Here is a 12,732-nt window from a genome sequence, read left to right as displayed (position 1 = left end):
GCGCCAACGGCTGCCAAATGTTTTCGTTAGGACTTACGCAAATGTTTAAATTAATAGACCCCGCAGGGTATTTGTTGGATAATGTGCCGCATCGACCTCAGCATGCAAATTGTCCATCAAAAGAATCGACTACTGCCAGTTCATCCTGACCAGCCAGACCAATTTCACCATGACGAACTTTGCGGATCACGGCCAGGGATTCAGCCACGATGCGGTGAAGCGATACCTGCAAGGCGACAAGCTGTCGGCCAGCTTGGTTTGGGAGCATGCGCAGCGTGACATCGTTCCATCCCCCCGGGGATGCATCGTGTTTGACGACACCATCCTCGACAAAGGCCATTCGCACCAGATCGAGTTGGTTCGCCGGCAGTACAGCGGCAATGCCCACGGCATCATCAAAGGGATCGGCCTGGTGAACTGCCTCTACGTCAACCCCGACACCGGCGAGTATTGGCCCATCGACTATCGATTGTTTGCGCCCGAGCAGGACGGCAAGACCAAGCTGGAGCACGTGCGCGACATGTTGGTCAGCGCTGCGGGCAACAAAGCACTGCCCTTCACCCGGGTGCTGTTCGACACCTGGTACGCCACGATGGAGCTGATGCTGCTGGTGGACAGCCTGGGCAGACGCTTTTACTGCCCGATCAAGGCCAACCGGCTGGTCGATGACAGCGCCGGCCAAACGCCGTACCGGGCAGTGAGCGGCTTGTGCTGGACGGCACAAGAGGCTGAGCGCGGCAAGCTGATCAAGATCAAGGGATTCCCCAGGGACTACAAGGTGAAGCTCTTCCGGGTGACGGTGTCTTCCCACCGCACGGATTGGGTCGTGACGAACGATCTGGCTCAAGATTCGACGCAGGGCACGCAAAAGGCGTGTGCGCTGCGCTGGAAGATCGAGCAGTTTCATCGAGAACTCAAGCAGCTGACGGGCGTTGAGAAGTGTCAGTGCCGCAAGGCGCGAATGCAGAGAAACCACATCGCCTGCGCGATCTTGGTTTGGCTGCGGCTGCGGGCGGTGGCCAAGGAAAAACTCTCTTCGATGTATCAGATCAAGACCAGTTGGCTTTCCGAGCGGATGCGCCAGGAGCTGCGAAGTCCTTCGGTTTTGATGCGTTTTGCGTAAGTCCTATTCGTACGACTTGACGGTCAAGTCCAAGAGGCTTGCGCGCGGTTCAATGCGCGTCACCATATTCCATGCATTCGGTGCAAGCAGCGTAGCTTGCCGCCCTGCCGTGGTGTAAGTCGGCGCTTGGAACAACGCTGCAATACGTGGGTTAGTTACCGCCCCCGTCGCGACTCGAGCATCTAGAACTAGACCTGTAGCAAGCCCCCACGCCATATCCCCAGCAACCGCCAAGCGTTGGGCTTCAGGCGAACCACCACTGAGGCTCACCGCCATTTCAAGTGCACTGCCCGGCAAGTAATCGGACTCCACTGCCGAACCACTAAGGGCTTTTATCAGGTTCGTCGTATTCAGTCCGAAGCCAGCAGTGCTCTTTACCGTGAAGGCAGCACCATACGCTGTCAAAGGAACACCGGCCCACTTGGTCAACGTGGTCGGTTCCGGTGTGGCAGTAAGCGCTGCACCTGTAAGGGTCATGGCGACGCCTTGCACAGTCCCAAGGCCATCGGTCACCATTCCGAGGGCCGCAGTGACCGCCTTGTATGCAGGGCTGACGCTACCAGGCCCGCCCCTCTAAGAGCGGCTAACACAACCCTGTCATCGTCAGGCGGTTGAAGTGCGTTTGACGGTACATGGGTCGAACCAAGAACAAGGAAATCAGCGCGGCGCTGTTCAAGAAGATTGAGCCACTGCTGCCGGTATTCGTGCCCTCGGTCAAGGGCGGTCGTCCACGGGTGAGCGACGAGATGGCTCTGAACGGCATCCTGTTCGTGCTGCGCACCGGCATCCCCTGGGAAGAGTTGCCCCAGGAACTGGGCTTCGGCAGTGGCATGACCTGCTGGCGGCGACTGCGCCAATGGCAGGATGCCGGTGTGTGGCACCAATTGCATATGCTGTTGTTGGCCGAACTGCGTAGCGCCGGGCGGCTGGACTTCAGCCGAGCCAGCCTGGACGGGGCCAGCGTGCCCAGCCCCCGGGGGGCTCGCACACTGGCCCCAACCCCACGGACAGAGGAAAACTCGGCAGCAAACGTCACATCATCACGGACCGCCAGGGCATCCCGCTGATGTTCTGCGTGACCGGAGCCAACCGCCACGACTCGGTGGTCTTCGAGCAGTTGATCGATGCCTTGCCCGATGTGCGAGGAAAGCGTGGAAAGCCGCGCCGCTGGCCCGACAAGCTGCACGCGGACAAGGGCTACGACTTTGCACGCTGTCGGGAGCACCTCAAGCGCCGAGGCATCCAGGATCGGATCGCCCGCAGGGGTATCGAGCGCAACGACCGACTCGGGTGCCATCGCTGGGTCGTCGAACGCACGCATGCTTGGCTGGCCGCCTTCGGCAAGCTGCGCGTGCGTTTCGAGCGAAGCGTTCATACCCATGTGGCCTTGCTATCCCTGGCGTGCAGCGTCATCTGCGTGCGAGCCTTGATTCAGTTTTGTTAGCCGCTCTTAGTTGAGCGTCGCAACTCCTTCGGCAAGGCGGGGTTGGCGGCGCGCACGTGGTCCGGGATGACCAGCCGCAGGTACCAGATGCCGGATGCACCGCGAACGAGGTGGCCGGCGCGAAGGCGCGGGTGCCAGCCGTCCGCCGATGCGGCCGGCGTTGCATCCGAGCGACGGCGATCAGCGGCAGGCGCCGGACGGGGAGGGGGCAGCGGCTCGGTGCGGGAGGCTTGCGACGACCGTGCGGAGGCCGCACCTGCCACCAAGATTTCGGGTCCAAAAAGGTCCATCTCGACGCATGACTTGGATGTTGAATTTGGACTTCACATCTAAGTTGCTCGACCCGAAAAAGAAAGTCCTTGAAAAACAAGGACTTGGGATCGTTTGGTGGAGAGGAGGAGGATCGAACTCCCGACCTCCGCATTGCGAACGCGGCGCTCTCCCAGCTGAGCTACCCCCCCACGCGAGCCGGCAGTATAGCCGGGCTGCGGACCGTTCCGGCCGGGTTCAGCCGGCGGCGATCAATGCGCGAGCGGCGTCGGCCAGGCGGGCGGGGGAGGCGTCGGCCAGTGCGACTTCGCGGGCCCGGGCGAGCGCGGGGAAGTGGCCGCGCAGCGAGCGTTCGTAGCCGGGGTCGTAGTGGTCGCGCATCAGTTCGGCGAACACGCCCGCCCAGTCGCCGGCGCGGGCGCGGGCCTGCCAGCCGGCGACGCGCGCATGGCCGCGCAGCTCGACGAGGCCGTCCAGCGCGCGGCAGAAGCCGTCGGGGTCGGCGCGGAAGTGGGCGTAGTCCTGCAGCAGCAGCGCGACACGGGCCGCGTCGGGCAGGGTGAGCCAGACGCAGGCGCTGGCGGGCTGCTGCATCGCGGCCAGCAGCGCGGCGGGCAGGGTGATGCGGCCGATCTTGCGGCTTTCGCTTTCGACGTAGACGGGCCGGGCCGCGTCCAGCCCGCGCAGCGCGGCCCACAGTGCGCTGTCGAAGCGCTTCTGGCTGGGCTGCGGGGCGCCGGGCCGGGCGCCGAGCACCGAGCCGCGGTGGGCGGCCAGGGCTTCGAGGTCCAGCACCTGCGCGCCCTCGGCGGCCAGGGCCTGCAGCAGCCGGGTCTTGCCGCTGCCGGTGCGGCCGCACAGCACCTGCCAGCGCAAGTGCGCCGGCCAGGCGTCGAGGTCGGCGCGCACCTGGGCGCGGTAGGCCTTGTAGCCACCGGTGAGTTGGCGGGAGCGGAAGCCGATCTGGCCAAGGAACCAGTGCAGCGACAGCGAGCGCTGCCCGCCGCGCCAGCAGTAGACGAGCGGGCGCCAGGTCTTGGGCTTGCCGCCGGTGCGCTCGTCCAGCAGCCGGGCGACGTTGCGCGCGACCAGGGCGGCGCCGAGGCGGCGGGCTCCGAGCGGGTCCTGCGCGTACAGGGTGCCGACGACGCGGCGTTCGTCGTCGTCCAGCACGGGCCAGTTCTCGGCGCCGGGGAGGTGGTCTTCGGCGAACTCGGCGGGGGAGCGGACGTCGAGGACGGCGTCGAAGCGGTCCAGCGTCGCCAGCGCGTCCGCGATGCCGAGGGTGTAGTTCATGCGGGGAGGGACACGGCGTCCAGCAGCTCGTTCTCGATCTGCAGCTGCGCCTTGTTCTGCTGCAGCGCCGGGCCGTCGAGCAGGAAGGTGTCTTCCACGCGCTCGCCGAGCGTGGAGACCTTGGCGAGCTGCAGGTTGATGCCGTGGCGGGCCAGCACGCGGGCGATGGCGTAGAGCAGGCCGGCGCGGTCGCTGGTGGAGATGGTGAGCAGCCAGGCGGTGGCGCGCTCGTCGGGCCGCAGCGAGATGCGCGGCGTGTACGGGAAGCTCTTGACGCGGCGCGACAGCCGGCCGCGCCGGGGCTCGGGCAGCGGGCCGCCGGCCTGCAGCGCGGCGCCGAGCTTGTGCTCCACCAGCGGCACGAGGTCGCGGTGGTGCACGTCGGCCTCGGGGCGGATGACCTGGAAGGTGTCCAGCGCGTAGCCGTTGCGCGTGGTGTGGACCTTGGCGTCGAGGATGCTGAAGCCGGCGCCGTCGAAGTAGCCGCAGATGCGGGCGAACAGGTCGGGCTGGTCGGGCGCGTAGACCAGCACCTGCAGGCCTTCGCCGATGGGCGAGGGGCGGGCGCGCACGACGGGCAGCTGCGTGTCCACGTGCCGCCACAGCGAGCGCGCGTGCCAGGCCAGCTCGGGCCCGTCGTGGCGGGCGAAGTAGCTGACGGCCAGGCGGCTCCACAGCGGCTCCTCGGTGCCGGGGAGCTGGGCGTGCAGCGCCAGGTCCTGCCGGGCTTCCTGTTTGCGGGCCTCGATCTCGGCGTCGAGGTTGATCGGCGCGCCGCCCAGCGCCCGCAGCGTGATGCGGTAGAGGTCTTCCAGCAGCTTGCCCTTCCAGGCGTTCCAGACCTTGGGGCCGGTGCCGCGGATGTCGGCCACGGTCAGCAGGTACAGCGCGGTGAGCCGGCGCGCGGTGCCGACCTTGGCCGCGAAGCGGGCGATGACCTGCGGGTCGGACAGGTCTTCCTTCTGCGCGACGCGGGACATGGTCAGGTGCTGTTCGACGAGGAACACGCACATGGCGGTGTCCTCGGCGTTCAGCCCGTGCTGGCGGCAGAAGCGGCGCACCTCGACGGCGCCCAGCTCGGAGTGGTCGCCGCCGCGGCCCTTTGCCACGTCGTGGAAGAGGGCGGCGATGTAGAGCAGCTCCGGCGCGTCGAACTGCGACGCGAGCTGCGAGCAGAAGGGATATTCGTGGACGTGCTCGGGCACGAAGTAGCGGCGCACGTTGCGCAGCACCATCAGGATGTGCTGGTCCACGGTGTAGACGTGGAACAGGTCGTGCTGCATCTGGCCGACGATGGCGCGGAATACCCACAGGTAGCGGCCCAGCACGGAGGTCTGGTTCATCAGCCGGAAGCTGTGCGTCTGGCCCTCGGGGGCGCGCAGCATGGCCAGGAAGGTGGCGCGGTTGACCGGGTCGCGGCGCCAGGCGGCGTCCATCAGGCCGCGGGCGTTGTACAGCGCGCGCAGCGTGCGCGCGGACAGGCCCTTGATGCCGCGCGTGCGCTGGTAGACGAGGAAGGTGCGCAGGATGGCGTGCGGGTCGCGCTGGTAGAGGTCGTCGCTGGCGACCTCCAGCATGCGGCCGCGGTCCAGGAAGTCGGTCTCGCCCTCCAGCGGGCGCAGGCCGCCCTGCTGGGAGCCGTTGATCTGCTCCTCCAGGTTCAGCAGCAGGATCTGGTGCAGCTGCGAGACGGCCTTGGCGGCCCAGTAGTAGCGCCGCATCAGCCGCTCGGAGGCGCGCAGCGAGTCCGTCGGCGCGAAGCCGAAGCTCTGCGCCACGGCGGTCTGCAGGTCGAACACCAGGCGGTCCTCGCGCCGGCCGGCCACGGCGTGCAGCCGCGCGCGGATCAGGCGCAGCTGGCCCTCGTTGCGCTGCAGCTGCCGGCTCTCGAACGGCGTGATGAGGCCGCGCTGCGCCAGGGACTTCCAGGTCTTGCCGAGGCCGGCCGCGCGGGCGATCCACATCAGCATCTGCAGGTCGCGCAGGCCGCCGGGGCTTTCCTTGCAGTTGGGCTCCAGCGCGTAGGGCGTGTCGTCGAACTTGGTGTGGCGCTGCAGGGCCTCCAGCGTCTTGGCGCGGAAGAAGGCCCGGGGGTCCATGGCCTGCATGAAGCGCCGCGCCATCTGCCGGAACAGCTTGGCGTCGCCGGCCAGCGCGCGGGCTTCGAGCAGCGCGGTCTGCACGGTCACGTCGCCCTGCGACTCCGACAGGCATTCGCCCAGCGTGCGCACCGACGAGCCGATCTCCAGCCCCACGTCCCAGCAGGCCGTGATGAAGCCCTCGATGGCGGCCTTGGCGGGGCCGGGCACGTGCGCCTCCACGCCGTCGGGCAGCAGCACCAGCACGTCCACGTCGGAATGCGGGTACAGCTCGCCGCGGCCGTAGCCGCCGACGGCGGCCAGGCAGGCACCCGCGGGCATGCCGGAGCGGGCGGCCTCGGCCCAGAGCGTGCGCAGCGTCGCGTCCACATGCCGCGCCAGCCGGCGCAGCAGCGCCTGCGCGGCGGCCTGCGTGGGCCGGCCGGCCATGAAGCCGTCGATCAGCGCCTGCTTGCCCGCCTTGAACTGCTGGCGGAGGTCGGCGAGCGTGGCCACGTCAGGCGGCGGCGGTGGCGGCCTGCGTGACGAAGGCCGGCGGCGGCGGGCTGCCGGCCGACAGCGTCATGATCTCGTAGCCGGTGTCGGTGACGAGCAGGGTGTGCTCCCACTGCGCGGACAGCGAGCGGTCCTTGGTGGCGATGGTCCAGCCGTCGCCCATTTCCCTGATCTCGCGGCGGCCGGCGTTGATCATCGGCTCGATGGTGAACATCATGCCGGGCACCAGTTCGTCCAGCGTGCCGGGGCGGCCATAGTGCAGCACCTGCGGCTCCTCGTGGAAGACGCGGCCGATGCCGTGCCCGCAGAACTCGCGCACGATGGAAAAGCCGGCGTTCTCGGCGAAGGTCTGGATCGCGTGGCCGATGTCGCCCAGCCGCGCGCCGGGCTTGACCTTCTGGATGCCCTTCCACATCGCCTCGTAGGTGAAGGCGCACAGCCGCTTCGCCGCGATCGAGCCCTCGCCGACGATGAACATGCGGCTGGTGTCGCCGTGCCAGCCGTCCTTGATGACGGTGACGTCGATGTTGACGATGTCGCCGTTCTTCAGCGGCTTGTCGTTCGGGATGCCGTGGCACACCACCTGGTTGACCGAGGTGCAGATCGACTTGGGGTAGGGGATGTAGCCCGGCGGGCAGTAGTTCAGCGGCGCCGGCACGGCCTGCTGCACGTGGACGATGTGGTCGTGCGCGAGCCGGTCCAGCTCGTTGGTCGTGACGCCCGGCTTGACGTGGGCGGTGAGCATGTCCAGGACTTCGGACGCCAGGCGCCCGGCGACGCGCATGCCGTCGATGTCGCTACCGGTCTTGATCGTGATGGCCATAGGGACGCGATTATCCGCGCGGGCCCGGGCTCAGTCTTTCCAGATGTCCATGCCCATGTAGGCCGTGGCCAGCACCACCAGGCCGAAGGCGATGCGGTACCAGGCGAACACCTTGAAGTCGTGGCTGGAGACGTAGCGGATCAGCCAGCGGATGCACAGCAGCGCGCTGGCGAACGCGAACACCAGGCCCACGGCGAACATCGGCAGGTCGGCCCAGGCCAGCGCGTCGCGCTGCTTGAGCACCGAGTAGGCGCCCGCGCCCATCAGCGTCGGGATGCCCAGGTAGAAGCTGAACTCGGTGGCCGCCTTGCGCGACAGCCCCAGCACCAGGCCGCCGATGATGGTGGCGCCCGAGCGGCTGGTGCCCGGGATCATCGCCAGGCACTGCAGCAGGCCGACCTTGAGCGCGTCCAGCGGGCCCATGTCGTCCACCGTCTCCACGCGCGCCTTGCGGCCGCCGGCCAGGTCCATCTCGCCGTACAGGCGCTTGTGGCGGGCCTCCACCCACAGGATGACCAGGCCGCCGACGATGAAGGCCATCGCCACCGGCACCGGGTGGAACAGGTGGGCCTTGATGAGCTTGCCGAAGGCCAGCCCCAGCACCACGGCGGGGATGAAGGCGATCAGCACGTTCAGCGCGAAGCGGCGGGCCTGCGGATCGTGGCCAATGCCGGTGACGGTGTGGGCCAGGCGCTGGCGGTACTCCCAGACCACGGCGAACATCGCGCCCGTCTGCACCGCGATCTCGAAGACCTTGGCCTTCTCGCCCACGAAGTCCAGCAGCGAGCCGGCCAGGATCAGGTGGCCGGTGGAGGAGATCGGCAGGAATTCGGTCAGGCCCTCCACGATGCCCATGACGGCGGCTTTGATCAGCAGGATGACGTCCACGTACAACTCTCCGGAAGGCAAACGAATGCGGCGAAAAAGCCGCGCAGTGTAGCCAGCGCGGCGTGCGATCTTGCCGGCGGCCCGCCCCGTGGCTACATTACTGACCCTTCGGTCAATAACTTCCCCGCCTTGGCCACCGCCACCCCCCGCCAACGCCGCAAGGACGCCCGCCCGCAGGAATTGCTGGACGCCGCGCTGGCGCTGTTCGTCGAGAAGGGCTTCGCCGCGACGCGCAGCGAGGAGGTGGCCGCCCGCGCCGGCGTGTCCAAGGGCACGCTGTACCGCTACTACCCCAGCAAGGAAGAGCTGTTCAAGGCGATGGTGCGGGAGAACCTCTCGGTGCACATCGCCGAGTCGGCCGCGCAGGCCGCGCAGCACCGGGGTTCCATCGCCGGACTGCTGGTGGCGATGATGCGCGCCTGGTGGGCCCGGGTCGGCCAGAGCAGCGCCGGCATCGTCTGCACGCTGCTGATGGTCGAGGCGCGCCACTTCCCCGAACTGGCCCGGTTCTACGTGGAGGAGGTCATCCAGCCGTCGCAGGACCTGCTGGGCGCGCTGATCGAGCGCGGCATCCAGGCCGGCGAGTTCCGGGCCGTGCCGGTGGAGGCCACCGTCCACCTGCTGATCGCGCCGCTGCTGCACATGATGCTGCACGAGCATGCCTTCGGCGAGCACCGCCTGTGCCGCCACGACCTGGGCGCCGTGGAACTGCTGGAGGCGCAGCTGTCGCTGCTGCTGCACGGCCTGCTGGCGCAGCCGGGCTGAGGCCGGACCGAAGGCCGCCGCCCCTAGAATTTTGCTTTTCAGCCCGCCGACCCGCGGCGCCCCTCGGAGAACCAGATGAACGTCGAACAAGCCCGCTTCAACATGATCGAGCAGCAGATCCGCCCCTGGGACGTGCTCGACCCCGGCGTGCTGGAACTGCTGCATGTGGTGCACCGCGAGGACTTCGTGCCCGAGGCGCTCAAGGCCCAGGCCTTCGTCGACACCGAGCTGCCGCTGACGGCCACGCGCCGCATGCTGGCGCCCAAGGTCGAGGCCCGGCTGCTGCAGGAGCTGAAGCTGCAGCGCCACGAGAAGGTGCTGGAGATCGGCGCGGCCACGGGCCACCTCGCCGCGCTGCTGGCCCACCAGGCGCAGCGCGTCGTCGCGGTGGAGGCCGATGCCGGCCTGGCCGCGCAGGCCGCCGCCAACCTCCGGCGCGCGGGCGTGGCGAACGCCAGCGTGCTGAACCAGGACGGCGCGGCCGGCGTGGCCGCCGAGCAGCCGTTCGACGCCATCCTGCTGTCCGGCTCGGTGGCCGCCGTGCCGCAAGCGCTGCTGGACCAGCTCAAGGTCGGCGGCCGGCTGGCGGCCATCGTCGGCGCCGAGCCGGTCATGCGCGCCGTGCTCGTCACGCGCACCGGCGCCAGCGACTTCGCCACCCGCGAGCTGTTCGACACCGTGGCCGGGCGCCTGCCGGGCTTCGCCGAGGCGCCCGCCTTCAGCTTCTGAACGGCGCGCATGCCGGACGCAGCCCGTCGCCCCGAAACACCGCCTGCCGCCGCCCGGCGCGCAGGTCGTCGCATGGCTGCGGTCGCCGGCGGGCTTTGCGTCTATAAACCCGGCCGCCGCCTGATCCACCGCATCGCCCAAGGAATCCCATGCCCCTCGTCCTCGCCCAGCGCCTGATCCTGCAACCGCTGGCCCTCGCCGCCGGCCTCCTGATGGCCGGTGCGGCCCAGGCCCAGAGCCTGCAAGAGCTCTACGACGCGGCGCGGGGCTATGACGCCACCTACCTGGCCACCAAGGCCAGCGCCGACGCCGCCGCCGCCCGCGCGGCCCAGGCCGAGGCGCTGCAGCGCCCCACGTTCGGCCTGTCGGCCTCGGGCACCCAGGGGCGCACCGACCCGCCGGGCGGCCAGGCCGTCAACAGCCGCACGCTGTCGGCCGGCCTGCAGGGCCGCTACGCCGTCTACAACGCGGCCAACCAGCCCACCATCGACAAGGCCCGCCGCGGCCTGGAGGCGGCGCAGGCCGACCTGGACATCGCCGAGCAGGACCTGATCGTCCGCCTGGCCACGGCCTATTTCGACGTGCTGGCCGCCCGGGACGCGCTGACCACCTCGCAGGCCAACAAGGCCGCCATCGCCGAGCAACTGGCCTCGGCCAAGCGCAACTTCGAGGTCGGCACCGCCACCATCACCGACACCCGCGAGGCCCAGGCCCGCTACGACCTGGCGGTCGCGCAGGAACTGGCGGCCGACAACGAGTTGCGCGTCAAGCGCGTGACGCTGGACCAGTTCGTCGGCCGCGCCGGCGTGGAGCCCAAGGCGCTGGCCCAGCCGGTGGCGCTGCCGGCGCTGCCGAGCAACGACGTCGACACCTGGGTCGCCACCGGCGACGACCAGCACCCCGCCGTGCGCAAGGCCCGGCTGGGCCTGGAGGTGGCGCAGCTGGACACCCAGATCGCCCGCGCCGGCAACCAGCCGACGCTGGACCTGAGCGGCAGCGTCGGCGCCCAGAACCTGCACAACAACCTCAGCGGCCTGGCGGCCCAGTCCTCCGGCGTCGGCACCGGCAAGACCGCCAGCGTCGGCCTGACGCTGACCTACCCGCTCTACACCGGCGGGCTGACGCAGAACCGCATCAAGGAAACCCTGGTGCTGGAGGACAAGGCCCGCAACGACCTGGACTTCGCCCGCCGCAGCGTCGCCGAGGCCACCCGCCGCGCGTTCTTCGGCGTGCAGTCGCTGAAGGCGCAGGTCAGCGCCTACGAGGCGGCCGAGGCGTCCTCCAAGCTGGCGCTGGAGGCCACGCAGCTCGGCTACAAGGTCGGCGTGCGCGTCAACCTGGACGTGCTGAACGCGCAGACCCAGCTCTACGGCACGCAGCGCGACCTGGCCAAGGCGCGCTACGACGTGGTGGTGAACAGCCTCAGGCTGCGCCAGGCCTCGGGCCAGCTGCGCCCCGAGGACGTGACGGCCGTCAACGCGCTGCTGACGCGCTGAGGCCCGCGCCCCGCCGGCCTGCAAGCCCCGCCTCGGCGGGGCTTCGCATTTCTGCGCCACGCTGCCGCCATGCAGCCCGCTTCATTATATTTTTCGATATAGTGTCGCGATGCCCCGGCCCGCCGCCCTCGACCCGCTCGCGCTGCGCGCCGCCGCGGGCGAGGCGGTGGCCGCGCTGAAGGCGCTGGGCAACACGGAGCGGCTGCTGCTGCTGTGCCAGATGTCGCAGGGCGAGATCAGCGTCGGCGAGCTGGAGGCGGCGCTGGACATCCGCCAGCCGACGCTGTCGCAGCAGCTCGGCGTGCTGCGCCGCGAAGGCCTGGTGGACACGCGGCGCGACGGCAAGCGCGTCATCTACCGCGTGGCCGACCCGCGGCTGCTGGCGCTGCTGCGCACGCTCTACACCCTGTACTGCCCCAAGGAGGACGACGCATGACCCTGGACTGGACCGCTTTCACGCCCTGGCCGGCGCTGGCCGGCGGCCTGCTGATCGGCCTCGCGGCGGCGCTGCTGATGCTGCTGGCCGGGCGCATCGCCGGCATCAGCGGCATCCTCGGCGGGCTGCTGCGCCCGGGCGACCGCGCCTGGCGGCTGGCCTTCGTCGGCGGGCTGCTGGCGTCGCCCTGGCTGTTCGCGTGGCTGGGCCGCGCGCCGCAGCCGGCCGTGGACGCGGGCTGGGGCACGCTGGTCGCCGCCGGCCTGCTGGTGGGCGTCGGCACGCGTTACGGCGCCGGCTGCACCAGCGGGCATGGCGTCTGCGGCCTGTCGCGGCTGTCGCCGCGCTCTGCCGTGGCCACCGCCGCCTTCATGGCGGCCGGCTTCGCGACGGTGTTCGTCGCGCGCCACCTGCTGGGGGCCGCGTGAGGGGCGGCGCCGTCGTGGCCGTGCTGGTCGCCGCGCTGTCCGGCCTGGTCTTCGGCCTGGGCCTGATCGTCTCGGGCATGGTGGTGCCGGCCAAGGTGCTGGGCTTCCTCGACCTGGCCGGCGCCTGGGACCCGTCGCTCGCCTTCGTGATCGGCGGCGCGCTCGCCGTGGGCCTGCCGGCCTTCCTCGGCGCGCGGCGCTGGCGCCGCTCGCTGGCCGGCCTGCCGCTGCAGTGGCCGGCGCAGACGGCCATCGACCGCCGCCTCGTCGGCGGCAGCCTGCTGTTCGGCATCGGCTGGGGGCTGGCCGGGCTGTGCCCGGGGCCGGCCGTCGTCGTGCTGGGCATGGGCAGCGCCAAGGCGGCGGCCTTCGTCGCCGCGATGCTGGCCGGCATGGCGCTGCACGCGGCCCTGGAGCGGCGCGCGGCAGGCCCTTGAGCC

The 12,732-nt window shown here is 69.7% G+C and carries 13 protein-coding genes and 1 tRNA gene; 8 read left to right on the top strand and 6 right to left on the bottom strand.

The features are described from left to right. Positions 1 to 109: 109 nt before the first annotated feature. Positions 110 to 1,123 (top strand): transposase, encoded by a 1,014-nt coding sequence (locus QM788_RS16735; protein ID WP_415661394.1) that lies wholly within the window; start codon positions 110 to 112, stop codon positions 1,121 to 1,123. 3 nt (positions 1,124 to 1,126) lie between these two features. Here QM788_RS16735 and QM788_RS16730 read toward each other — a convergent pair whose 3' ends face one another. Continuing rightward, positions 1,127 to 1,552 carry a hypothetical protein gene (locus QM788_RS16730; protein WP_415662585.1) on the bottom strand — a complete coding sequence of 142 codons (426 nt, stop codon included), beginning with the start codon at positions 1,550 to 1,552 and terminating at the stop codon, positions 1,127 to 1,129. A gap of 203 nt (positions 1,553 to 1,755) precedes the next feature. Between QM788_RS16730 and QM788_RS16725 the strand changes: the two genes are divergently transcribed. After that, a protein-coding gene (locus QM788_RS16725; protein ID WP_415659607.1) for an IS5 family transposase occupies positions 1,756 to 2,567 on the top strand; the annotation gives its coding sequence in 2 pieces (ribosomal slippage) (positions 1,756 to 2,086 and positions 2,086 to 2,567; 813 coding nt in all). A gap of 385 nt (positions 2,568 to 2,952) precedes the next feature. Here the strand turns inward: QM788_RS16725 and QM788_RS16720 are convergent. The 5 genes from QM788_RS16720 to QM788_RS16700 all read right to left on the bottom strand — a co-directional run bounded on the left by QM788_RS16720 (position 2,953) and on the right by QM788_RS16700 (position 8,438). After that, a tRNA-Ala gene (locus QM788_RS16720) sits at positions 2,953 to 3,028 on the bottom strand. Positions 3,029 to 3,074: 46 nt separating this feature from the next. Then, complete coding sequence (gene mnmH, locus QM788_RS16715) at positions 3,075 to 4,133, bottom strand: tRNA 2-selenouridine(34) synthase MnmH (protein ID WP_415662584.1); 1,059 nt, start codon at positions 4,131 to 4,133, stop codon at positions 3,075 to 3,077. Next, a complete protein-coding gene (locus QM788_RS16710; RefSeq protein ID WP_415662583.1) occupies positions 4,130 to 6,727 on the bottom strand; it encodes a [protein-PII] uridylyltransferase in 2,598 nt (865 codons plus the stop codon). The genes mnmH and QM788_RS16710 overlap by 4 nt, the downstream gene beginning before the upstream one ends. A 1-nt stretch (position 6,728) precedes the next feature. Then, entirely contained in the window at positions 6,729 to 7,550 is an 822-nt protein-coding gene (gene map, locus QM788_RS16705) for a type I methionyl aminopeptidase (protein WP_415662582.1), read from the bottom strand. A gap of 30 nt (positions 7,551 to 7,580) precedes the next feature. After that, positions 7,581 to 8,438: an undecaprenyl-diphosphate phosphatase gene (locus QM788_RS16700; RefSeq protein WP_415662581.1), complete on the bottom strand. Its 858-nt coding sequence runs from the start codon at positions 8,436 to 8,438 to the stop codon at positions 7,581 to 7,583. A 129-nt stretch (positions 8,439 to 8,567) separates the two neighbouring features. Between QM788_RS16700 and QM788_RS16695 the strand changes: the two genes are divergently transcribed. From QM788_RS16695 to QM788_RS16670, 6 genes are all read left to right on the top strand, one after another. Then, positions 8,568 to 9,203, top strand: a complete 636-nt coding sequence (locus QM788_RS16695) for a TetR/AcrR family transcriptional regulator (RefSeq protein ID WP_415662580.1) — start codon at positions 8,568 to 8,570, stop codon at positions 9,201 to 9,203. 75 nt (positions 9,204 to 9,278) lie between these two features. Then, complete coding sequence (locus QM788_RS16690; protein WP_415662579.1) at positions 9,279 to 9,932, top strand: protein-L-isoaspartate O-methyltransferase family protein; 654 nt, start codon at positions 9,279 to 9,281, stop codon at positions 9,930 to 9,932. Between the two features lie 149 nt (positions 9,933 to 10,081). After that, positions 10,082 to 11,428 (top strand): TolC family outer membrane protein, encoded by a 1,347-nt coding sequence (locus tag QM788_RS16685; protein ID WP_415662578.1) that lies wholly within the window; start codon positions 10,082 to 10,084, stop codon positions 11,426 to 11,428. Between the two features lie 109 nt (positions 11,429 to 11,537). Next, positions 11,538 to 11,864 carry an ArsR/SmtB family transcription factor gene (locus tag QM788_RS16680; RefSeq protein WP_415662577.1) on the top strand — a complete coding sequence of 109 codons (327 nt, stop codon included), beginning with the start codon at positions 11,538 to 11,540 and terminating at the stop codon, positions 11,862 to 11,864. Then, positions 11,861 to 12,292 (top strand): YeeE/YedE family protein, encoded by a 432-nt coding sequence (locus QM788_RS16675; RefSeq protein ID WP_415662576.1) that lies wholly within the window; start codon positions 11,861 to 11,863, stop codon positions 12,290 to 12,292. The genes QM788_RS16680 and QM788_RS16675 overlap by 4 nt, the downstream gene beginning before the upstream one ends. A gap of 14 nt (positions 12,293 to 12,306) precedes the next feature. After that, positions 12,307 to 12,729 (top strand): DUF6691 family protein, encoded by a 423-nt coding sequence (locus QM788_RS16670; RefSeq protein WP_415663000.1) that lies wholly within the window; start codon positions 12,307 to 12,309, stop codon positions 12,727 to 12,729. The last annotated feature ends 3 nt before the right edge of the window (positions 12,730 to 12,732 follow it).

It is taken from the genome of Roseateles sp. (genome assembly GCF_047654785.1).
GTDB lineage: Bacteria > Pseudomonadota > Gammaproteobacteria > Burkholderiales > Burkholderiaceae_C > Pelomonas.
This window is presented reverse-complemented; position numbering and strand designations above follow the sequence as displayed.